The sequence below is a fragment of the Streptomyces sp. NPDC057099 genome (assembly GCF_042671245.1).
Classification (GTDB): domain Bacteria; phylum Actinomycetota; class Actinomycetes; order Streptomycetales; family Streptomycetaceae; genus Streptomyces; species Streptomyces purpurascens.
On the sequence record NZ_JBHUTX010000007.1, the window covers coordinates 144831 to 163755 of the forward strand.

Annotated in this window: 17 protein-coding genes; 12 read left to right on the forward strand and 5 right to left on the reverse strand. The window is 72.3% G+C overall.

Annotated features, from left to right (window positions below):
• Positions 1–12: 12 nt before the first annotated feature.
• From ACFT4A_RS12765 to ACFT4A_RS12780, 4 genes are all read left to right on the forward strand, one after another.
• The gene (locus ACFT4A_RS12765; RefSeq protein WP_382828770.1) at positions 13–1209 is read left to right on the forward strand and encodes an amidohydrolase family protein; all 1197 of its coding nucleotides are present in this window, start codon (positions 13–15) and stop codon (positions 1207–1209) included.
• On the forward strand, positions 1210–2343 hold the full coding sequence (locus ACFT4A_RS12770) for an acyl-CoA dehydrogenase (RefSeq protein WP_382828773.1): 1134 nt from the start codon (positions 1210–1212) through the stop codon (positions 2341–2343).
• 2 nt (positions 2344–2345) lie between these two features.
• Positions 2346–3227: an acyl-CoA dehydrogenase family protein gene (locus ACFT4A_RS12775; RefSeq protein WP_382828775.1), complete on the forward strand. Its 882-nt coding sequence runs from the start codon at positions 2346–2348 to the stop codon at positions 3225–3227.
• A gap of 443 nt (positions 3228–3670) precedes the next feature.
• Positions 3671–4150, forward strand: a complete 480-nt coding sequence (locus tag ACFT4A_RS12780) for an ATP-binding protein (RefSeq protein WP_382829106.1) — start codon at positions 3671–3673, stop codon at positions 4148–4150.
• 460 nt (positions 4151–4610) lie between these two features.
• Here the strand turns inward: ACFT4A_RS12780 and ACFT4A_RS12785 are convergent, their stop codons facing one another.
• Positions 4611–5537, reverse strand: coding sequence for a cyclase family protein (locus tag ACFT4A_RS12785; RefSeq protein ID WP_382828777.1), 927 nt, complete (start codon positions 5535–5537; stop codon positions 4611–4613).
• 104 nt (positions 5538–5641) lie between these two features.
• Here ACFT4A_RS12785 and ACFT4A_RS12790 point away from each other — a divergent pair, with 104 nt between their 5' ends.
• From ACFT4A_RS12790 to ACFT4A_RS12800, 3 genes are all read left to right on the forward strand, one after another.
• Complete coding sequence (locus ACFT4A_RS12790) at positions 5642–6553, forward strand: SDR family oxidoreductase (RefSeq protein WP_382828780.1); 912 nt, start codon at positions 5642–5644, stop codon at positions 6551–6553.
• A gap of 134 nt (positions 6554–6687) precedes the next feature.
• Entirely contained in the window at positions 6688–7836 is a 1149-nt protein-coding gene (locus ACFT4A_RS12795; protein ID WP_382828782.1) for an acyl-CoA dehydrogenase family protein, read from the forward strand.
• On the forward strand, positions 7836–8885 hold the full coding sequence (locus tag ACFT4A_RS12800) for an alcohol dehydrogenase catalytic domain-containing protein (protein WP_382828785.1): 1050 nt from the start codon (positions 7836–7838) through the stop codon (positions 8883–8885). Before ACFT4A_RS12795 ends, ACFT4A_RS12800 begins: the two co-directional genes overlap by 1 nt.
• On the opposite strand, the gene ACFT4A_RS12805 is transcribed toward ACFT4A_RS12800, so the two are convergent.
• Positions 8875–9900, reverse strand: coding sequence for a GlxA family transcriptional regulator (locus ACFT4A_RS12805; protein ID WP_382828787.1), 1026 nt, complete (start codon positions 9898–9900; stop codon positions 8875–8877). The genes ACFT4A_RS12800 and ACFT4A_RS12805 overlap by 11 nt on opposite strands.
• Before the next feature lie 72 nt (positions 9901–9972).
• Here ACFT4A_RS12805 and ACFT4A_RS12810 point away from each other — a divergent pair, with 72 nt between their 5' ends.
• From ACFT4A_RS12810 to ACFT4A_RS12830, 5 genes are all read left to right on the forward strand, one after another.
• A complete protein-coding gene (locus ACFT4A_RS12810) occupies positions 9973–11277 on the forward strand; it encodes an MFS transporter (RefSeq protein WP_382828790.1) in 1305 nt (434 codons plus the stop codon).
• 128 nt (positions 11278–11405) lie between these two features.
• Positions 11406–11813, forward strand: a complete 408-nt coding sequence (locus tag ACFT4A_RS12815) for a YciI family protein (RefSeq protein WP_382828792.1) — start codon at positions 11406–11408, stop codon at positions 11811–11813.
• Between the two features lie 22 nt (positions 11814–11835).
• Positions 11836–12981 carry an RNA polymerase sigma factor gene (locus ACFT4A_RS12820; RefSeq protein WP_382829108.1) on the forward strand — a complete coding sequence of 382 codons (1146 nt, stop codon included), beginning with the start codon at positions 11836–11838 and terminating at the stop codon, positions 12979–12981.
• Positions 12982–13072: 91 nt separating this feature from the next.
• Complete coding sequence (locus ACFT4A_RS12825; RefSeq protein WP_382828795.1) at positions 13073–13927, forward strand: alpha/beta fold hydrolase; 855 nt, start codon at positions 13073–13075, stop codon at positions 13925–13927.
• Between the two features lie 133 nt (positions 13928–14060).
• The gene (locus tag ACFT4A_RS12830) at positions 14061–15194 is read left to right on the forward strand and encodes a methyltransferase (protein WP_382828798.1); all 1134 of its coding nucleotides are present in this window, start codon (positions 14061–14063) and stop codon (positions 15192–15194) included.
• Here the strand turns inward: ACFT4A_RS12830 and ACFT4A_RS12835 are convergent.
• From ACFT4A_RS12835 to ACFT4A_RS12845, 3 genes are read right to left on the reverse strand one after another with little or no spacing between them, the layout of a single operon-like run.
• Positions 15191–15814 carry a flavin reductase family protein gene (locus ACFT4A_RS12835; protein ID WP_382828801.1) on the reverse strand — a complete coding sequence of 208 codons (624 nt, stop codon included), beginning with the start codon at positions 15812–15814 and terminating at the stop codon, positions 15191–15193. The genes ACFT4A_RS12830 and ACFT4A_RS12835 overlap by 4 nt on opposite strands.
• 44 nt (positions 15815–15858) lie before the next feature.
• Complete coding sequence (locus tag ACFT4A_RS12840; protein ID WP_382828804.1) at positions 15859–16644, reverse strand: enoyl-CoA hydratase/isomerase family protein; 786 nt, start codon at positions 16642–16644, stop codon at positions 15859–15861.
• Positions 16644–18869 (reverse strand): acetate--CoA ligase family protein, encoded by a 2226-nt coding sequence (locus ACFT4A_RS12845; RefSeq protein WP_382828806.1) that lies wholly within the window; start codon positions 18867–18869, stop codon positions 16644–16646. The genes ACFT4A_RS12840 and ACFT4A_RS12845 overlap by 1 nt, the downstream gene beginning before the upstream one ends.
• Positions 18870–18925 lie beyond the last annotated feature (56 nt).

Sequence of the window (18925 nt, forward strand, 5' to 3'; positions counted from 1 at the left end):
CGGAGGGGACCCATGGCGACCGAACTGCCCCGCATCATCAGCGTCGACGACCACGTGATCGAGCCCGCCCACCTCTTCGACACGTGGCTGCCGGCCAAGTACCGCGACCGCGGCCCCAGGCCCCTGACCGCCGGGATCGGTGAACTCGCCTACGTCGCGGGCAAGTACCGCATCACGATGGACCCGGACGGCCCGCCCACCGACTGGTGGATCTACGAGGACCTGAAGTTCCCGTACAAGCGCAACATCGCCGCCGTCGGCTTCGACCGCGACGAGATGACCCTGGAGGGCATCACCAGGGAGGAGATGCGGCGCGGCTGCTGGGACCCGAAGGCCCGCCTGGAGGACATGGACCTCAACCACGTCGAGGCGTCCCTGTGCTTCCCGTCCTTCCCGCGCTTCTGCGGCCAGACCTTCGCCGAGGCGCACGACAAGGAGGTCGCCCTGGCCTGTGTGCGCGCCTACAACGACTGGATGGTCGAGGAATGGTGCGGGGACAGCGGCGGGCGGCTCATCCCGCTCTGCCTGATCCCGCTGTGGGACGTCGGGCCGGCCGTCGCGGAGATCCGGCGCAACGCCGCGCGCGGGGTACGGGCGGTGACCTTCTCGGAGATCCCCACCCACCTCGGGCTGCCGTCCATCCACTCCGGCTACTGGGACCCGTTCTTCGCGGTCTGCCAGGAGACCGGGACGGTGGTGAACATGCACATCGGGTCCTCGTCCCAGATGCCGGCCGCCTCCCCGGACGCCCCGCCCGCAGTGCAGGCCTCGCTCAGCTTCAACAACGCGATGGCCTCGATGATGGACTTCCTCTTCAGCGGGGTCCTGGTGAGGTTCCCGCGCCTCAAACTCGCCTATTCCGAGGGCCAGATGGGCTGGATCCCGTACGCCCTGGAGCGCGCCGACGACGTCTGGGAGGAGCACCGCGCCTGGGGCGGCGTCCGCGACACCATCCCCGAGCCGCCGTCCACGTACTACTACCGGCAGATCTACTGCTGCTTCTTCCGTGACAAGCACGGCATCGCGTCCCTCGACGTCGTCGGCCGCGACAACGCCACCTTCGAGACCGACTACCCGCATGTCGACTCGACCTTCCCGCACACCAAGGAAGTCGCCCTCGACCACGTCAAGGGCCTCGACGACGAGACGGTCTACAAGCTGATGCGCGGCAACGCGATCCGCATGCTCGACCTGGATTTCGACAAGTAGATGGACCTCACGTACACCCCGGAGGAAGAGGCGTTCCGGGCACGCCTGCGGGAGTGGCTCGGCACGGTGCTGCCCACGCTCCCTCCCAAGCCGTCCCCCGACGACTGGCCCGCCCGCCGCGCCTACGACCTCGGCTGGCAGCGCAGGCTCCACGACGCCGGATACGCCGACGTCCACTGGGACGCCTCCCCGACCACCCGGCTGATCTTCCTGGAGGAGACCGAGAAGGCCGGGGCGCCCTATGTGGGCGCCAACTTCGTGGGGCTGCTGCACGCCGGGCCGACCATCGCCGCCGAGGGCACGGACGGGCAGCGGGCGCGCTGGCTGCCGCCGATCCTGCGCGGCGAGGAGGTCTGGTGCCAGGGCTTCAGCGAACCGGAGGCCGGCTCGGACCTCGCGGCCCTGCGCACGCGCGCGGAGCGCGACGGTGACCACTACGTGGTGACCGGCTCCAAGATCTGGACCTCCCACGCGGAAGTCGCCGACTGGTGCGAGCTGTTGGTCCGCACGGACCCCTCGGCGCCCAAGCACCGGGGCATCACCTGGCTCGCCCTGCCCATGGACGCGCCCGGCATCACCGTACGGCCGCTGCGCACGCTCGCCGGGTCGGCCGAGTTCGCGGAGGTCTTCCTCGACGAGGTGCGCGTGCCGGTCGCGAACCGCGTCGGGGACGAGAACGACGGCTGGCGCGTGACGATGGTGACGCTGTCCTTCGAACGCGGCACGGCCTTCGCGGGCGAGGTCGTCGCCTGCCGCCGCGTCCTGGGCGAACTGGCCGTCGAGGCCCGCAAGAACGGCCGCTGGGACGACCCGGTGCTCCGGCGCCGGCTGGGCAGGCTCAACGCCGAGTTCCGGGCGCTGTGGCGGCTCACGCAGTGGAACGTGAGCGCGGCGGAGGCCTCGGGCGGGGTGCCCGGGGCCGGAGGCTCGGTCTTCAAGCTGCGGTACTCGCACGCCCGCCAGGAGCTCTACGACGCCGCCGCCGACGTCCTGGGCCCGGACCGCCTCGACCTGGACCGGCCCTGGACCCTCGACCGCCTCTCCTCCCTCTCGTACACCATCGCGGCCGGTACCTCGCAGATCCAGCACGGCATCGTCGCCGAGCGGATCCTCGGCCTGCCGAAGGGACGGTGACCGTGCGTTTCCGGTTGACGGACGACCAGCGGGCGTTGCGCGACGGGGTACGGCAGCTGCTGGCCCGGCGCTTCGACCCGGAGGCGCTGCGGGCCGCCGTGCGGGGCCCGGTGCGGCTGGACCGGGTGCTGTGGCGGGCCCTGGGCGACGCCGGGTTCTTCGCCCTGCGGCTGCCGGAGGCGGACGGCGGGGTCGGACTGGGTCTGCCCGAGGCGGTGTTGGTGTTCGAGGAGGCGGGGCGGGCGCTGCTGCCCGGGCCGCTGGCCGCCAGCCATCTCGCGGCCGGTGACGTACCGGGCGCGGCCACGGGGGAGACCGTCGTGACGGCCGTAGACGGCGGCCTCGCGGAGTGGCTGGCGGAGGCCGACGTCGTACGCGGCGACACCGCCGGAGCCGTGCCGCTGCGCTCCCTCGACCCGCTGACGCCCCTGCACCGCGTGCCCGGCGGCGCGGCGGCGGCCCCCGACCCCGTCGCCGTCCTGCTCACCGCCGCGGAGCAGCTCGGCACGGCGGTCCGCGTCTGCGAACTGGCGGCGCAACACGCCCGGGCCCGCGAACAGTTCGGACGGCCGATAGGGGCCTTCCAGGCGGTGGCACACCTGTGCGCGGGGACGCTGGTCCGGGCGGAGACGGCCCGCGCCGCGGTGTACGCGGCCGCCGTCACCGCCGACCCGGCCGACATCGCCGCCGCCCGCCTGCTCGCCGACGAGGCCGCCGTGCGCGGCGCCCGCGACTGTCTCCAGGTGCACGGCGGCATGGGCTTCACCTGGGAGTCCGAGGTCCATCTGCATCTGAAACGCGCATGGGTTCGAACCCAACGTGCGGGCGGTGTCACGGAGAGTGAGGAATTCCTCGCGGCCGATCTGGCGGCCGGGGCGGTCTGAAAGGCCCGCTGGCTGCGACATTGCCGACGATGCCCGAAAAGATGTCGCGGATTGTGGCATGCCGGAATTACGGAGTGTTGATACCGGGTCGTATCCGATGCGTGACTCGTAACAGCCCGGAGTCGGCTGTCCGCTCCGGTACCTTGTGTGAGATGCGAGTGGCTCAGAGCGCAGTGCGACCCAGGGGCGCGGCCTGTTCGACTCCCCGCGGTGAGCGTCGCACAGTATCCCGCAGGGGTACTCCTTCGCGCTGGAATATGCCCGAAGCGCTTGTTGGGGTGACTGTACGTCAACCATGCTGTCCCACAAGGGATTCACGGTCCGTGATCCCTGTCCCGGCCGTTGTTCTGGCCATGCAGAAAATGGCTACGATCGTGGCCCTCGTGAGGCGCGAGCCTAAGTGTCCGCCGGTTCGGATGGTGTGAGCGGTGCAGGTGCTTCAAGTGCAGCTGGAGATCCGGCCCGACCCCGCAGAGGTGGGGCGTGCCAGGCGGTGGGCCCGCTCGCGCCTGGCCGGGTCCGGCATACAGGCCGACGAACCGCTCGCCGAGACGCTGATCCTGCTCGTCTCCGAGCTCGTCACCAACGCCGTGGTGCACACCGGCCGCCCCGCGGTCCTGCTGCTGTCCCTGCCGCACGCGGTGACGGACGAGGCCACGGTCCGGCTCGAGGTCGCCGATCGCAGCGGCCGGGCCCCCGTGCCCCGGTGCGCTGACGACGACGCGACCGGCGGCCGGGGCCTCGCCCTCGTCGACGGCCTCGCCGACCGCTGGGGCTGGAGCGTCGAGAGCACCGGAAAGCGCATCTGGTGCGAGCTGGACCGCTGCGCCAAGTCCGGTGAGGTCACGACGTCGTGCGGAGGGGGCGCGGCGGTGTACGGCGGCGGGACGTCCTTCGAGGGGCTGGCGTACGAGGCGGTGTAGGGCCGGGCCCTTCAGGCCGCCCGTCCCGTGCCCGCCGACCGTGTGGGACATGGGGTGTGGTGGACGGCGGCACATGCCGCGGGGTCTTGCGGCGAAGCAGGGGCACGGGTGCACGGCAGGCCGGCCGGTTCCGTCGGGGCATGCGGCGATGCGCCGGGATGTGCTTCCGTGCGCGCCTGCGGCACATACCGCATAAGCGACAAATCACCGAACCGGGCGTTGACGCGTCGTGACCATGCGCTCACGCTGGTGAGCAGCGATTCGCCGTGAGGGGACGGCGAGGGCTTCGGTGACGGCGGCCCTCGGCGAGTGTGAGTCGTGATTCGGCGTCGGCTCCCTTCAGGGTCAGGGGAGCCGGGGCGGGAGCGCCGGAGATGGGTGGCGGCGCACGCTGCCGTGCTCGGGGCGAGCAGCGGGGCGCCGCCATCCAGCTTCAGCGGATCCCTGGGAGGTCGATGCCCTAGAGAACGGCGACCGGTGCCACGGGAGACCCGGTCGCCCCGGAGAACGGCTCGGGCGTCGCCGCCAGCAGGAAGGCATAGCGCCCCGCTTCTCCACAGGCTGTGGACAACTTTTCGAGATTCCAGTTCTGGCCCTGCGGCATCCCCATCTCCACGAGGTCGAGGGCGTGCACCGGCAGCCACAGGCCGTCCACCTCGGGCGGGAACACCTCGAAGGTCAGGGTGTCGTTGGCGACGGCCGCGACATCGCGCGCGTGGAACCACTCCGGCGTCCGGATCGACAGCCCCGGCGACGGATAGGCGTAGGCGTGCCGGTCCCCGGCCAGGCAGACCTGGACCTGCCCCGTCCGTACGAGCACGATGTCGCCGGCCCGCACCCGGGTACCGGCCAGCTCCTCGGCGGCGTCCAGGTCCTCGGGAGTGACGGCGTACCCGCCGTCGAGCCGGTCCGTGCCCCGGGCCCGGGCGACGTCGAGCAGGACCCCGCGCGAGACGAGGTGCCGGACCGTGCCGATGCCGCTGAACCCGGCGCCGCCGTGCGCCGTGACGGAGTCGGCCGGGCGGCCGTTGTAGATCCGGCCCGAGTGCGAGACATGGGGCAGCGCGTCCCAGTGGGTGGCCGCCTGCAGCCCCATCGTCACGACGTCGTCGCTGCACGCGACCGTGCCCGGGCCGAACAGCTCCTGGTTGATCTGCACCATGACGTGCAGCGGGTCGATACGGCCCGGGATCATCCCCGTCTGGACGCCGTTCTGTTCGAGGGGCAGCGCGAGGGGGACGCGGTGGCCGCTGCGGACGGTGGCCGCGGCCTCCCGTACGACCTCGTCGCTGATCAGATTCAGCGTGCCGAGCTCGTCGTCCGCCCCCCAACGGCCCCAGTTGTTCACGCGCTTGGCGATGTCATGGAACGCGTCCGGCAGCGACATGAGTCCTCCCCGGGGCTTGTCTTCCCGTATCTGACGGGTCGTAGAATTCGAGAACCTGAAATCTAACGGTCCGTCAGAAACCGTGGGGCGGGAAGGGGCCGGGCGTGGGGAACTTCTTGGCAGGGAAGGTCGTCGCCGTCACCGGCGCCGGGCGGGGCATCGGCCGGGCGGTCGCGCTCGCGGCGGCGTCCGAAGGGGCGAAGGTCGTCGTCAACGACTACGGCGTCTCCGTCGACGGTGCCTCGCCGACCAGTGAGATCGCCGAGGGCGTGGTCAAGGAGATCGAGGCGGCCGGCGGGGAGGCGGTGGCGGTCGCCGACGACATCTCCACCATGGCGGGCGGACAACGGGTCGTCGACGTGGCGCTGTCGTCGTACGGGCGGCTCGACGGGGTGGTCTGCGTCGCCGGGATCCTGCGCGAGCGGATGCTGTTCAACATGACCGAGGAGGAGTGGGACCCGGTCGTCGCGACCCATCTGAAGGGCACGTTCACGGTGTTCCGGGCGGCCTCGGCGGTGATGCGGAAGCAGCGGGCCGGGACGTTGATCGGGTTCACGAGCGGGAATCACCAGGGGTCGGTCTCGCAGGCCAATTACAGCGCGGCGAAGGGCGGGATCATCTCGCTGGTGCGGAGTGCGGCGCTGGGGCTGCACAAGTACGGGGTGACCGCGAACGGGGTGGCGCCGGTCGCGCGGACGCGGATGTCGGCGGGGGTGCCGATGGAACTGGCGGAGATCGGGGAGCCGGAGGATGTCGCCGCGCTGGTGGTGTATCTGCTGTCCGACGAGGCCTCTCGGCAGGGGATTACCGGGCAGGTGTACACGGTCGCCGGGGCGAAGATCGCGGTGTGGGCGCAGCCGAGGGAGTTGCGGGCGGCGTATGCCTCCGGCGGGTGGACCGTGGAGAAGATCGCGGAGTTTTTGCCGGGGTCGGTGGGGGTGGATCCGATGCCGTTGCTGGAGCGGGTGGCGGGGATGGAGAGGGCGGCTCGGGACGGGGAGCGGCCTAACGCGTGAGGGGGTGGGCTTGTCTGTGGTGTGGCGGGTGCGGGGCGGTGGGGGTTGGTCGCGCCCACGCGGCGGAGCCGCAAATCGATACAGCCCCGCGCCCCTAGGGGGTTGGAGACTGCGGCGTTGAGAGGGGAAGCCTGATGGACTTCGGGTTCACCGCGGAGGACGAGAGGTTTCGCGGCGAGGTCCGTGACTGGCTCGCCGCCCATGCCACGGGCGCGAGGGATCGGCGCGCATGGGAGCGCACGCTCGGTGCGGCCGGGTGGATCGGGCTCGGGTGGGGGGTGGGCGGGTACGGGAATCGGAGGGCTGGGCTCACCCGGCAGGTCGTCTGGGCCGAGGAGTACGCGCGGTCGGGGGCGCCTCCGCGCTCCGGGCACATCGGGGAGAACCTGCTCGCGCCCACGCTGATCGCGCACGGCAGCGAGGAGCAGAAGGCCCGGTTTCTGCCTCCGATCGCCGCCGGTGATGAGCTGTGGTGTCAGGGGTACAGCGAACCGGGCGCCGGGTCGGATCTGGCCGGGATCCGTACCGCGGCCGTGCGGGAGGCGGACGGGCGTGCGTATCGCGTCACGGGGCAGAAGATCTGGACGTCGCTCGCGCACGAGGCCGACTGGTGTTTCGTGCTGGCCCGTACCGAGGCGGGGTCCCGGAGGCACCGCGGGCTGAGCTTCCTCCTGGTCCCGATGGACCAGCCGGGCCGTATCGAGGTCCGGCCCATCCGGCAGCTCACCGGCACCAGCGACTTCAACGAGGTCTTCTTCGACGGTGCGCACGCGGAGGAGGTCGTCGGGGGTGAGGGCGACGGGTGGCGCGTCGCCATGAGCCTGCTCGGTTTCGAGCGGGGGGTGTCCACGCTGGCCCAGCAGATCGGGTTCGCCCAGGAGTTGGAGGGCGTCGTACGGGCGGCCGTGGAGTCGGGGGCGGTGCGGGATCCCGTCGTACGGGAACGGCTCGTACGGCAGTGGGCCGAACTGCGCACCATGCGCTGGAACGCCCTGCGCACGCTGGGCGGTTCGGGCGACGCGGGGGCGCCGAGCGTGGCGAAGCTGCTGTGGGCCGGCTGGCATCAGCGGCTCGGGGAGCTGGCGGTGCTGGTGCGGGGCGCGGCCGCGAGCGTCGGTCCCGCCGACTGGTCGGTCTCGTCACCGTACGAACTCGACGCGGCACAGCACCTGTTCCTGTTCTCCCGGGCCGACACCCTCTACGGCGGCTCGGACCAGATCCAGCGCACGATCATCGCCGAGCGCGTGCTCGGCCTGCCCAGGGAGCCCAAGGGAGCCGTGTGATGCGAGGCGTGATGTTCGACGGGAAGCAGGTCCGGGTCGTGACGGACCTGGAGGTGCGGGAGCCCGGGCCGGGTGAGGTGGCGGTCGCGATCCGGGCGGCCGGGCTGTGCCACAGCGATCTGTCGGTGGTGGACGGGACCATACCTTTCCCGGTTCCTGTGGTGCTGGGCCATGAGGGGGCCGGGGTCGTGGAGGCGGTGGGTGTGGGCGTCACCCATGTCGCGCCCGGTGACCATGTGGCCCTGTCCACGCTGGCCAACTGCGGGACGTGCGCGGAGTGCGACCGGGGGCGGCCGACGATGTGCCGGGGCGCGATCGGGCGCCCGGGCCGGCCGTTCAGCCACAAAGGCCTGCCGGTGTATCAGTTCGCGGCGAACTCGGCCTTCGCGGAGCGCACGGTGGTGAAGGCCGTGCAGGCCGTCCGCATCCCCGAGGACATCCCCCTGGCCTCGGCGGCGCTCATCGGCTGCGGGGTGCTGACGGGGGTGGGTGCCGTACTGAACCGGGCACGGGTGGACCGGGGCGACAGCGTGCTGGTGATCGGGACGGGCGGCATCGGGCTGAACGTGCTGCAGGGGGCGCGGCTCGCGGGCGCCCTGCGGATCGTCGCCGTCGACGCCAACCCGGCGAAGGAGGAGGTGGCGCGGCGCTTCGGCGCGACGGACTTCCTCACCTCGACCGAGGGCGTGCGCGGTGTCCTGCCCACCGGCGCGGACCACGCCTTCGAGTGCGTCGGCCGGGTGGAGCTGATCCGCCAGGCGATCGACGCGCTGGACCGGCACGGCCAGGCGATCCTCCTCGGCGTGCCCCCGGCCACGGCCGAGGCCTCCTTCCGCGTCTCGTCGATGTACCTCGACAAGTCCATCCTGGGCTGCCGCTACGGCTCCTCCCGCCCGCAGCGCGACATCGCCCTGTACGCCGACCTGTACCGCCAGGGACGGCTGCTGCTCGACGAACTCGTCACCCGGACCTATCCCGTCGAGGAGTTCGAGAGGGCGGCGGCGGACGCGGAGGCGGGGCGGGTGGCGCGGGGGGTGCTCACGTTCTGAGGTCTTCATGGGTTTTGGCTTCCCCGGCCCGGAAGGTCCGCCGGTAGGCGGTGGGGGTGACGCCGAGTGCCGTCTGGAGGTGCTGGCGCATCGACTGGGCCGTGCCGAAACCGGCGTCGTGGGCCACCTGGTCGACGGAGCGGTCGGTGGACTCCAGCAGGTGCCGGGCCCGTTCCACGCGCTGCTGGGTGAGCCACTGGCCCGGGCTGACGCCGGTCTCCTCACGGAAGCGGCGGGTGAAGGTGCGGACCGACATGGACTCCTGGGCGGCCATGTCGCGCAGCTGGATCGGCTCGTGCAGACGGCCCAGGGCCCAGGCGCGGGCGGCGGTGGTGGACGCCTGCTGCGGATCGGGCACCGGCCGCTCGATGTACTGCGCCTGCCCGCCGTCGCGGTGGGGCGGTACGACCGTACGGCGGGCCACTTCGTTGGCGACGGCGGCACCGTGGTCGCGGCGCACCATGTGCAGGCACAGATCGAGTCCGGCGGCGACGCCCGCGGAGGTCAGCACGTCGCCGTCGTCGATGAACAGCACGTCCGGGTCGACCTCGACCTGCGGGAAGAGCCGCTGGAGGCGCTCCGAGTCGGCCCAGTGGGTGGTGGCGGGGCGACCGTCGAGCAGGCCGGCGGCGGCGAGGACGTAGACGCCGGTGCAGATGGAGGCCAGCCGGGTGCCGGGCCGCAGGTGGGCGAGGGCGGCGGCGAGTTCGTCGGTCAGCACGCCCTCCTCGTAGACGGGGCCGAGTTCGTACGACGCCGGGACGATCACCGTGTCGGCGGTGGCCAGGGCCTCCGGGCCGTGGGCGACGTGGATGGTGAAGTCGGCGTCCGTCACGACCGGGCCGGGCGGCCGGACCGAACAGGTCACGACCTCGTACAGGTGCCGCCTCCGGGCGTCCTTGGGGCGGCCGAAGATGCGGTGCGGGATGCCCAGTTCGAAGGGGAGCAGGCCGTCGAGGGCGAGGACGACGACGCGGTGGGGGCGGAAGCCCGGGTGTGCTGCGCTCACTGCCATGGCCCGATCCTAGCGAATGCTGTCCTTCGGGCCACTCGATGAGCCCCGGGCGCGGATCGGAAGCTCTATGGCGTGACCCAGACAAGCCAAGCCCCCGCAGTCGTGGAGCAGCCGTCGAAACCGAACCGCAGGCGTGTGCACCGCGCCTGGTTCGTCGCCGCCGTCACCTTTGTGACGATCATCGGCGCCGCCGCCTTCCGTTCCGTACCGGGCCTGCTCATCGACCCGCTGCACGACGAGTTCGGCTGGTCGCGCGGCACGATCGGTGCCGCGGTCTCCGTCAATCTCGCGCTGTACGGTCTGACGGCCCCGTTCGCGGCGGCCCTGATGGACCGCTTCGGCATCCGCCGGGTGGTCGCGGTCGCCCTGACGATCATCGCCCTCGGCTCCGGCCTGACGGTGTGGATGACGGCGGCGTGGCAGCTGATGCTGTGCTGGGGCCTGCTGGTCGGCCTCGGCTCCGGCTCCATGGCGCTGGCGTTCGCGGCGACCGTCACCAACCGCTGGTTCACCGAGCGGCGCGGTCTGGTCAGCGGCGTCCTCACCGCCGCGTCGGCCTCGGGCCAGCTGATCTTCCTGCCGTTGCTGTCCTGGATCATCGACCGGTACGAGTGGCGTCCGGCGGCCGTGACGGTCGCGCTCGCGGCGCTCGCGGTCGTGCCGTTCGTGTGGCTCCTGCTGCACGACCACCCGGCCGACGTCGGCCAGAAGCCGTACGGCGCGAAGGAGTTCGTACCCAAGCCGGCCCCGGTGGTGGGCGCCGCCCGCCGTGCCGTCTCCGTCCTGTTCTCGGCCGCCCGCACCGGCCCGTTCTGGCTGCTCGCCGGTACCTTCGCGATCTGCGGTGCCTCCACCAACGGCCTGATCCAGACCCACTTCGTGCCCGCCTCCCACGACCACGGCATGCCCATCACGGCCGCGGCCTCCCTGCTCGCGGTCATCGGGATCTTCGACGTCGTCGGCACGATCGCCTCCGGCTGGTTCACCGACCGCTTCGACGCGCGCCGCCTGCTCGCGGTCTACTACGCCCTGCGCGGTGTCTCGCTCCTCTTCCTCCCCCTGCTGCTGGCGCCCTCGGTCCACCCGCCGATGATCTTCTTCATCGTCTTCTACGGCCTCGACTGGGTCGCCACCGTCCCGCCCACCCTCGCCCTGTGCCGCGAGCAGTACGGCGAGGACAGCGCGATCGTCTTCGGCTGGGTCCTCGCCTCCCACCAGGTGGGCGCCGCCCTGGTCGCCTTCCTCGGCGGGGTCGCCCGCGACACGTTCGGCTCGTACGACGTGGTCTGGTACGCGTCGGGGGCGCTGTGCGCGGTGGCGGCGCTGATGGCGCTGGTGATCCGGCGGCGGGCGGGGGATGCGCCGGCGACGGTGTGAGGCCTCACATCTGTATTTCTGTGAGGGCCCGAAAAAAAGTCGGACGGGGATGTCGAGAACCCGCGTCCGGCTCCGTCCCCGGTGTGAACGCGACCACAATGGGTCGCACGAGCACCGAGGAGAACACCATGGCGAAGTACCTGCTGCTGAAGCACTACCGCGGCGCCCCGGCTCCGGTCAACAACGTGCCGATGGACCAGTGGAGCCCCGAGGAGATCTCGGCGCACATGCAGTACATGAACGACTTCGCGGCCCGGCTGGAGAAGACCGGCGAGTTCGTCGACGGCCAGGCGCTCGCACCCGGGGGAGCGTGGGTCCGCTACGACGGTGAGGGGCGCCCGCCGGTCACCGACGGGCCGTTCGCCGAGACCAAGGACCTCATCGCCGGCTGGATGATCATCGACGTAGACAGCTATGAGCGTGCCGTCGAGCTGGCCGGGGAGCTGTCCGCCGCCCCCGGGGCGGGCGGCAAGCCGATCCACGAGTGGCTGGAGGTGCGCCCGTTCTACGGCGAGCAGCCCACCATCACGGAATGACGTCACCGGAATGACGCCACCGATGGACGAGGCCCTGCTCAGGAGCCTCACCCCGAGCGTGCTCACCGTCCTCGTCCGCCGCGGAGCCGACTTCGCGGCGGCCGAGGACGCCGTGCAGGACGCCCTGGTCGAGGCGCTCCGCGTCTGGCCTGCGGACCCGCCGCGCGATGCCAAGGGCTGGCTGGTCACCGTGGCCTGGCGCAAGTTCCTCGACGCGACCCGGTCGGACCTCGCACGCCGCCGGCGTGAGGACCGCGTCGAGGAGGAACCGGCGCCGGGGCCCGCGCCCGCGCTGGACGACACGCTCCAGCTCTACTTCCTGTGCGCCCACCCGTCACTGACCCCGGCATCGGCGGTCGCGCTCACCCTGCGCGCCGTCGGCGGCCTCACCACGCGCCAGATCGCCGAGGCCTACCTCGTGCCCGAGGCGACCATGGCGCAGCGCATCAGCAGGGCCAAGCGCACGGTCTCTCGTGTGCGGTTCGACCAGCCCGGGGACGTGGCCACCGTCCTCCGCGTCCTCTACCTCGTCTTCAACGAGGGCTACTCCGGCGACATCGACCTCGCCGCCGAGGCCATCCGCCTCACCCGGCAGCTCGCGACCGCGATCGACCACCCCGAGGTGGCCGGCCTGCTCGCCCTCATGCTCCTCCACCACGCCCGGCGTACCGCCCGGACCGCACCCGACGGCAGCCTCGTGCCGCTCGCCGAGCAGGACCGCGGCCGCTGGGACACGGCGTCGATCGCCGAGGGCGTCGTGATCCTCCAGACGGCCCTCGCACGCGACCGCCTCGGCGAGTTCCAGGCCCAGGCCGCCATCGCCGCCCTCCACGCCGACGCCCCCACCGCCGCGGAGACCGACTGGGTGCAGATCGTCGAGTGGTACGACGAACTCGCCCACCTGACCGACAGCCCGGTCGTCCGCCTCAACCGCGCGGTCGCCGTAGGTGAGGCCGACGGACCACGCGCCGGCCTGGCGGCGCTCGCCGAACTGGACCCCTCCCTGCCCCGCCACACCGCGGTGGCGGCCTACCTCCACGAACGCGACGGCGACGTGGCGACGGCGGCCCGCCTGTACACCGAGGCGGCCCGACTGGCCCCCAACCTCGCCGAACGCGACCATTTGACGCGGCAGGCGGCGCGGCTCAATGCGGGCCGGGGTGGCTGACGGGTCGAGCGATCCGTGCTGTGGGGCCTGCCTGCCGTCCGGCGTAATTCGGTGTTCGGGAGGGTGTGGGGCGTCCTACGGTGAGGCCCATATGACTCTCCTGCATGCGCATGACTATGGGGGCGATGGCCCGCAACTGGTTCTTCTGCACGGGTTCGGGCGGTCGCTGGTCGACTGGAGTGCCTCGGCGGCTCGGCTCACCGATGGGTATCGGGTTCTTGGTGTCGATCTGCCCGGGCACGGGCGTTCTCCCGATGTGTCTCCCTGGGGGATTCCCGCCGTGGTGCGGGGCATCACCGACACGCTCGACGCGCACGGTGTGGCCGAGGCCGTCGTGGTGGGGCATTCGCTCGGTGGACTGGTTGCCGTCGAGTACGCACGGGCGTATCCGGACCGGGCTCGTGCGGCCGTGAATCTCGACGGGTTCTGGTGGCGGCGTGAGTATCCGGGCGCCGAGAAGGTGACCGAGGGGCTGCTGGCGTCGGTCGGGGCCGTCGTGTCGGAGGGGTACGTCGAGCGGCAGGTCGCCCACTCCGCGCGGTTCGGGGTGCCTGCCGGCCGGGCGGAGGCCGCTGCTCGCGCGGCGGCGCGGCCGCTGCCCGACGGTACCTGGCAGACGCTGCCGGAACGGGCCGCGGCGCTGGAGATCGTCGACGAACTCCACCGGCTCGGCGCGCACGGTGTCGCCGCCTGGCTGGACGGGGTGGACCGCCCGTTGCTGCTGGTGCAGGCCGGGCGACGGCTGCCGCCCGCGCCCGGCATGGAGTGGTTCGACGAGTTCAGCTCCCGGTTCGCCCGAGAGGTCTCCGACGAGCTGGCCGCCCTCTCCCGCACCCGGCCGATGATCGGCGTCGAGCGGATCGACGCCACCCATCCCATGATCCTCGAGGCTCCGGAGGCGGTGGCGACGCTGGTCGCCGGGTTCGTTCGGGCCCTGCCCGGCTGAAAACTCCGGCACACTGAGCCCAGCTGCTTCGCCGCTTCGAAAGGTCCGTTGATGACAGTCGGCATGGTCCTCGGCGACGTGGACGTCGTGACTCAGCACGCTCGTTCACGCCCGATCTTCCGAGGAGTACGCCGTGTCCACGATCAACTGGATCGAGACCCAACCCCGTTCCGCCCGCTGGCATTCTGAGTCCGGACTGCCCCTGCCCCGCACGGTCGTCGTCGCCGACGACCGGATGCGGGCCGCCGTCGCCTACCGGCTGGCCTGCGAGGGCACCGCGTTGCTGTGGCGCGGGGACTTTCACAACGCGCGGCAGTTGCTGAGTGCCCTGGACCGTCGTGTCGGGCGTACCGCGCCCGGCGCGGCGGACACGGCGGCCGAGACCTTCCGGTCGCAGCGGCGGTTTCGTGCCCACCGTGCCCGCGTGCTCGGCAAGTTGCTGGTTCTGCTGGACGCGGATCACGGACTGGACCTCCGTCGGGCTCCCGATGTGCGTCGGGCCGTCGCCGAGGCGTACGGGGCGTTCGACGGGCCCGTGGCCGTCGCCCTCTCCGAGCTGCTGGGTGTGATCAGTGCCCGGCAGTGGCGGGAGAAGGGCGTGTACGTCCCGGCACTGGAAGCCCTGGTGCACCCGCACTACGGGGTGTTCGCGCCCACCCGGAGCGAGTACGTCGACCTCGTCGCCCAGGCCCCGCTGCCACGAGGCGGTGACGTACGGGTCGCCTTCGACCTGGGCACCGGAACCGGCGTGCTCGCCGCCGTCCTGGCCCGGCGGGGCGTCGGGCAGGTCGTGGCGAGCGACGTCAGTGCGCGGGCCCGGGCGTGTGCGCGGGACAACGCGGGGCGGCTGGGGCTCTCGGAGGTGGTCCGGGTGGTGAGCGGGTCCGAGCTGTATCCCGAGGGGCGCGCCGACCTGGTCGTGTGCAACCCGCCCTGGATTCCCGGCCGACCCGCCTCCGACCTCGACCTCGGCGTCTACGACGCGGGCGGCGGCATGCTGCAGGGCTTCCTGAGCGGACTCGCCGAGCGGCTGGAACCCGGAGGGGAGGGCTGGCTCGTGCTGTCCGACCTCGCCGAGCGGCTCGGGCTGCGCAGCCGCGAGCAGTTGACGGCCCTCGTAGGGGACGCCGGGCTGCGGGTGGTCGGCCGGTCGGACACGCGTCCGCGCCACGCCCGTGCGCGGGACACGGACGATCCGCTGCACGCCGTACGGGCCGCCGAGGTCACCTCGCTGTGGCGGCTGGCCGTCGTCCAGCCCTCCGCCTAGCCCTCCGTCAACCGCCCGAAGCGCCCTCGGTGGAACAGCAGCGGTCCGTCCGGACCGTCCGTGCCCGTGCCGAGGGCGTTCACCCGGCCCACCACGATCAGGTGGTCGCCGCCGGTGTGGACGGCGTGGATCGCGCAGTCGATCCACGCGACCGTGCCGGAGAGGCGGGGCGAACCGGAGACGGGTGCCCTGTCGTACGCCACGCCCGCGAACTTGTCCGCGCCGCTCACCGCGAAGGAGCGGCACAACTCGGCCTGGTCGGCGCCCAGGACGTTGACGCAGAAGACGCCCGCGCGGGCGATGCGCGGCCAGGTCGTCGACGTACGGCCGACCATGAAGGTCACGAGCGGCGGGTCGAGGGAGAGGGAGCTGAAGGACTGGCAGGCGAAGCCGGAGGGGGCGGTGCCGGGGGTGGCGGGGGGTGCCGTCACGATCGTCACGCCCGTCGCGAAGCGGCCCAGGACACGGCGGAACTCCTGCCGGTCCAGGGGAGCGCGCTCGTCCTCGCCCACGCAGCGCAGCTCCGGGCGCGGCAGCGGTTCCACGGGCCGTGGGGCCGGGGTGCGGGTCGTCGACCTGAGGTAGCGGACGGCGGCCTCCGCCATCCCTGCTTGTCCCATCACACCCCCGATTGAAGCTGACGGAGTGTCAGATGGGAAGGGTTTCAGCGGCCGTCGTACGTCGCCTTCCGCCGCTCCACGAAGCTCCGTACCCCTTCCCGCGCGTCCGCCGTCGTCATGTTGATCTCCTGCGCCGCGGCCTCGGCGGCGAAGGCGGTGGCCCGGTCGGTGTCCAGGGACGCGTTGACGAGCTGCTTGGTCAGGGCGAGGGCGCGGGTCGGGCCGGTGGCGAGGCGTGCGGCCCAGGATCGGGTCGTATGGGCCAGGTCCCCGTCCGGAATGACCCGGTTCACCAGGCCCAAGTGCTCCGCTTCCGTCGCCGTGAGCGCGTCGCCGAAGAACATCAGCTCCTTCGCCCGCTGCGGGCCGACGAGGCGGGGGAGCAGGTACGCGCCGCCGCCGTCGGGGATCAGACCTCGCCGTGCGAACACCTCGATGAACTTCGCCGACTCCGCTGCCAGGACGAGGTCGCAGGCGAGTGCCAGGTGGGCTCCGAGGCCGGCCGCCGTGCCGTTCACCGCCGCGATCACCGGCTTCTCGCAGTCGAGGACGGCGGCGATCAGGCGCTGGGCGCCCGTGCGGAGGGTGCGGGCGACATCGCCCGCGGTGCGTTCGGCTGTGGTGGCGGCGCCCCGGAGGTCCGCGCCCGCGCAGAAGCCTCGGCCCGTTCCCGTGATGACGACCGCGCGGGTGTCGGCTGTCGCGGAGGCCTCCGAGAGGAGTCGGACGATCTCGTCCCGCTGGTCCGGGGTGAGGGCGTTGAGGGTCTCGGGGCGGTTCAGGGTGATGGTGAGGACCTGGTCGGCTGTCGCGTGCAGGACCGTCGGCATCAGCGGCACACCGCCAGCGCGTCCAGCGCCACCGCGCCCTGCCCCTGCGGCAGCACCATCAGCGGGTTGATGTCCAACTCCGCCAGCTGGTGCCCGAGTTCGAGAGCCATGCGCTGCACGCGCAGGACGACCTCGACCAGGGCGTCCAGGTCGGCCGGCGGGCGGCCCCGGACCCCGTCGAGCAGGGCCCGGCCGCGCAGGCCGGCGAGCATGTCCCGGGCCTGTTCCTCACCGAAGGGCGGCACGGCTACGGCGGTGTCGCGCAGGACCTCGACCAGGACCCCGCCGAGCCCTACGGTCACCGTCGGGCCGAACAGGTCGTCGTGAGTGACGCCCACGACCATCTCCACGCCCTGCTCGACCATCTGGCAGACCAGTACGCCGTCCAGGGAGACCTCCTCGTAGCGGGCGATGTCGGTCAGCTCCCGGTAGGCGTCGCGGACCTGGCTCGCCGAGGTCAGGCCGATCTTCACCAGGCCCAGTTCCGTCTTGTGGGCGATGCGGGCGCCCGAGGCCTTCATCACCACCGGGTAGCCGACCAGGCCTGCGGCACGGACGGCGCCCGCCGCGCTCGTCACCAACTGCTCGCGCGGTACGCGGATGCCGTACGCCCGCAGCAGCTGCTTGGCGGCGTGCTCGCTGAGCTGCTCGCCGGGGTGCATCAGCGCCTGGGCCTTGCGGTAGGACGGCGAGGGGGTGCGCGGGGCCTCGTCGAAGGGGGAGCGGTAGGCGGTCGTGAAACGGTGGTGGGCGAGGTAGGCGCGGACGGCGGTGAGGCAGTTGCCGACCGTGCGGAAGGTGGCCACGCGGGAGGAGCCGAGCAGGACCTCGCGGTAGGCCGGTTCGGTGCCGACCGGTGAGCCCCATACGACGCACACCAGCTTGTCCGTGTGCTCGGCCGCGTCCACCAAGTCCCGTACGAGGCGGTCGCTGAGGGGTGGGAAGGGGCCCGTGATCGGGCAGATCAGGACGCCGACCTCGGGGTCGGCGAGGATCGCGTCGATGATCTTCCGGCCGCGCTGGTCGCCGACCGGGTGTCCGCCGTTGTCGACGGGGTTGGCGACGCTCAGGTACTCGGGGATCCACTGGTGCAGCTCGGCCTGCCGGGTCTCGGACAGGACCGGGAGTCGGAGGCCCGCCTCGGTCGCCAGGTCCGCGACGTGGGCGCCGGTGCCGCCCGAGATCGAGTAGACGACGACGCCGTCCGAGCGCGGTGGCCTGGCCCGGGCCAGCAGGGCCGCCGTGTCCTGGAGTTCGTCGAGGCCGTCGACGCGGATCACGCCGAACTGGCGCAGCGCCGCGTCCACCACCGTGTCCGCGCCGGTCAGTTTGCCGGTGTGGGAGGCGGCCGTGCGGGCGCCGGTCTCGGTGCGCCCCACCTTGACGGCGACGACCGGGACTCCGCGCCGGGCGGCCCGGTCGGCGGCGAGGAGGAAGGAGCGGCCGTCCTTCAGCCCCTCCAAGTAGCAGGCGATGGCGCCGATCTCGGGCTGTTCGGCGAAGTAGGAGAGGAAGTCCGCGGTCTCCAGGTCGGCCTCGTTGCCGGTGGGCGCCCAGTGGGAGAGGCGGATGCCGAGTTCCTGGAGGGCGAAGACGGGGCGGCCCTGGTGGCCGGACTGGGTGATCAGGGCGATCGCGGGGCCGTCGAGGTCGTCGCGGAAGTGCTCGAAGGCGTTGAGGTTGGTGTTGGGGCCCAGCAGACGCACCCCGGAGCGTTCGACGGCTGCCGCGAGTCGCCGCTGGGCGGCCTCGCCCTCGGGGCCGGTCTCCGCGAACCCGGGGGCGAAGACGACCGCGAACCGCGCCTTGGCCTCGGCCAGTTCCTCGAGCACGGGGAGAGGGTCGCCGACGAGGACCACCGCCAGGTCGACCTGCTCGGGCAGGTCGGCGACGGAAGGGGAGCAGGGCAGGCCGAAGACGGCCGGGCGGCTCGGATGCACCGGGTACAGCCGGGCCCCGACCCGCTCGGCCCAGTCGGCCAGTTGGCGGGTCACGCCGGTGTGGGGGCGCCCCTCGGCGTCCGAGGCGCCGATCACGGCGACGGACCGGGGCCGGAAGAAGTGGTCCAGATCGGGTACGTCGGCGTGCAGCGGACGCCCGCTGACGTCGACGTCGCCCTCCTGGGCCGGCCTGCCGTGCACGGCGGGCCCGGGCCGCTCGCCACAGGCGATGGCCCGGGCCCGGCGGGAGTCGGTGGTGAGGGTGCCGTGGGTCGATCCAAGCATCGTTTCCGCCCGCTCCTGTGAGACAGCCGCTAACTGACGCACTGTCAGATTACTGA

Coding starts and splice junctions, on each gene's coding strand:
- ACFT4A_RS12765 (WP_382828770.1), top strand. CDS start 13: ATGGCGACCGAACTGCCCCGCATCATCAGCGTCGACGACCACGTGATC.
- ACFT4A_RS12770 (WP_382828773.1), top strand. CDS start 1,210: ATGGACCTCACGTACACCCCGGAGGAAGAGGCGTTCCGGGCACGCCTG.
- ACFT4A_RS12785 (WP_382828777.1), bottom strand. CDS start 5,537: ATGTCGCTGCCGGACGCGTTCCATGACATCGCCAAGCGCGTGAACAAC.
- ACFT4A_RS12795 (WP_382828782.1), top strand. CDS start 6,688: ATGGACTTCGGGTTCACCGCGGAGGACGAGAGGTTTCGCGGCGAGGTC.
- ACFT4A_RS12800 (WP_382828785.1), top strand. CDS start 7,836: ATGCGAGGCGTGATGTTCGACGGGAAGCAGGTCCGGGTCGTGACGGAC.
- ACFT4A_RS12805 (WP_382828787.1), bottom strand. CDS start 9,900: ATGGCAGTGAGCGCAGCACACCCGGGCTTCCGCCCCCACCGCGTCGTC.
- ACFT4A_RS12815 (WP_382828792.1), top strand. CDS start 11,406: ATGGCGAAGTACCTGCTGCTGAAGCACTACCGCGGCGCCCCGGCTCCG.
- ACFT4A_RS12820 (WP_382829108.1), top strand. CDS start 11,836: ATGGACGAGGCCCTGCTCAGGAGCCTCACCCCGAGCGTGCTCACCGTC.
- ACFT4A_RS12825 (WP_382828795.1), top strand. CDS start 13,073: ATGACTCTCCTGCATGCGCATGACTATGGGGGCGATGGCCCGCAACTG.
- ACFT4A_RS12835 (WP_382828801.1), bottom strand. CDS start 15,814: ATGGGACAAGCAGGGATGGCGGAGGCCGCCGTCCGCTACCTCAGGTCG.
- ACFT4A_RS12840 (WP_382828804.1), bottom strand. CDS start 16,644: ATGCCGACGGTCCTGCACGCGACAGCCGACCAGGTCCTCACCATCACC.
- ACFT4A_RS12845 (WP_382828806.1), bottom strand. CDS start 18,869: ATGCTTGGATCGACCCACGGCACCCTCACCACCGACTCCCGCCGGGCC.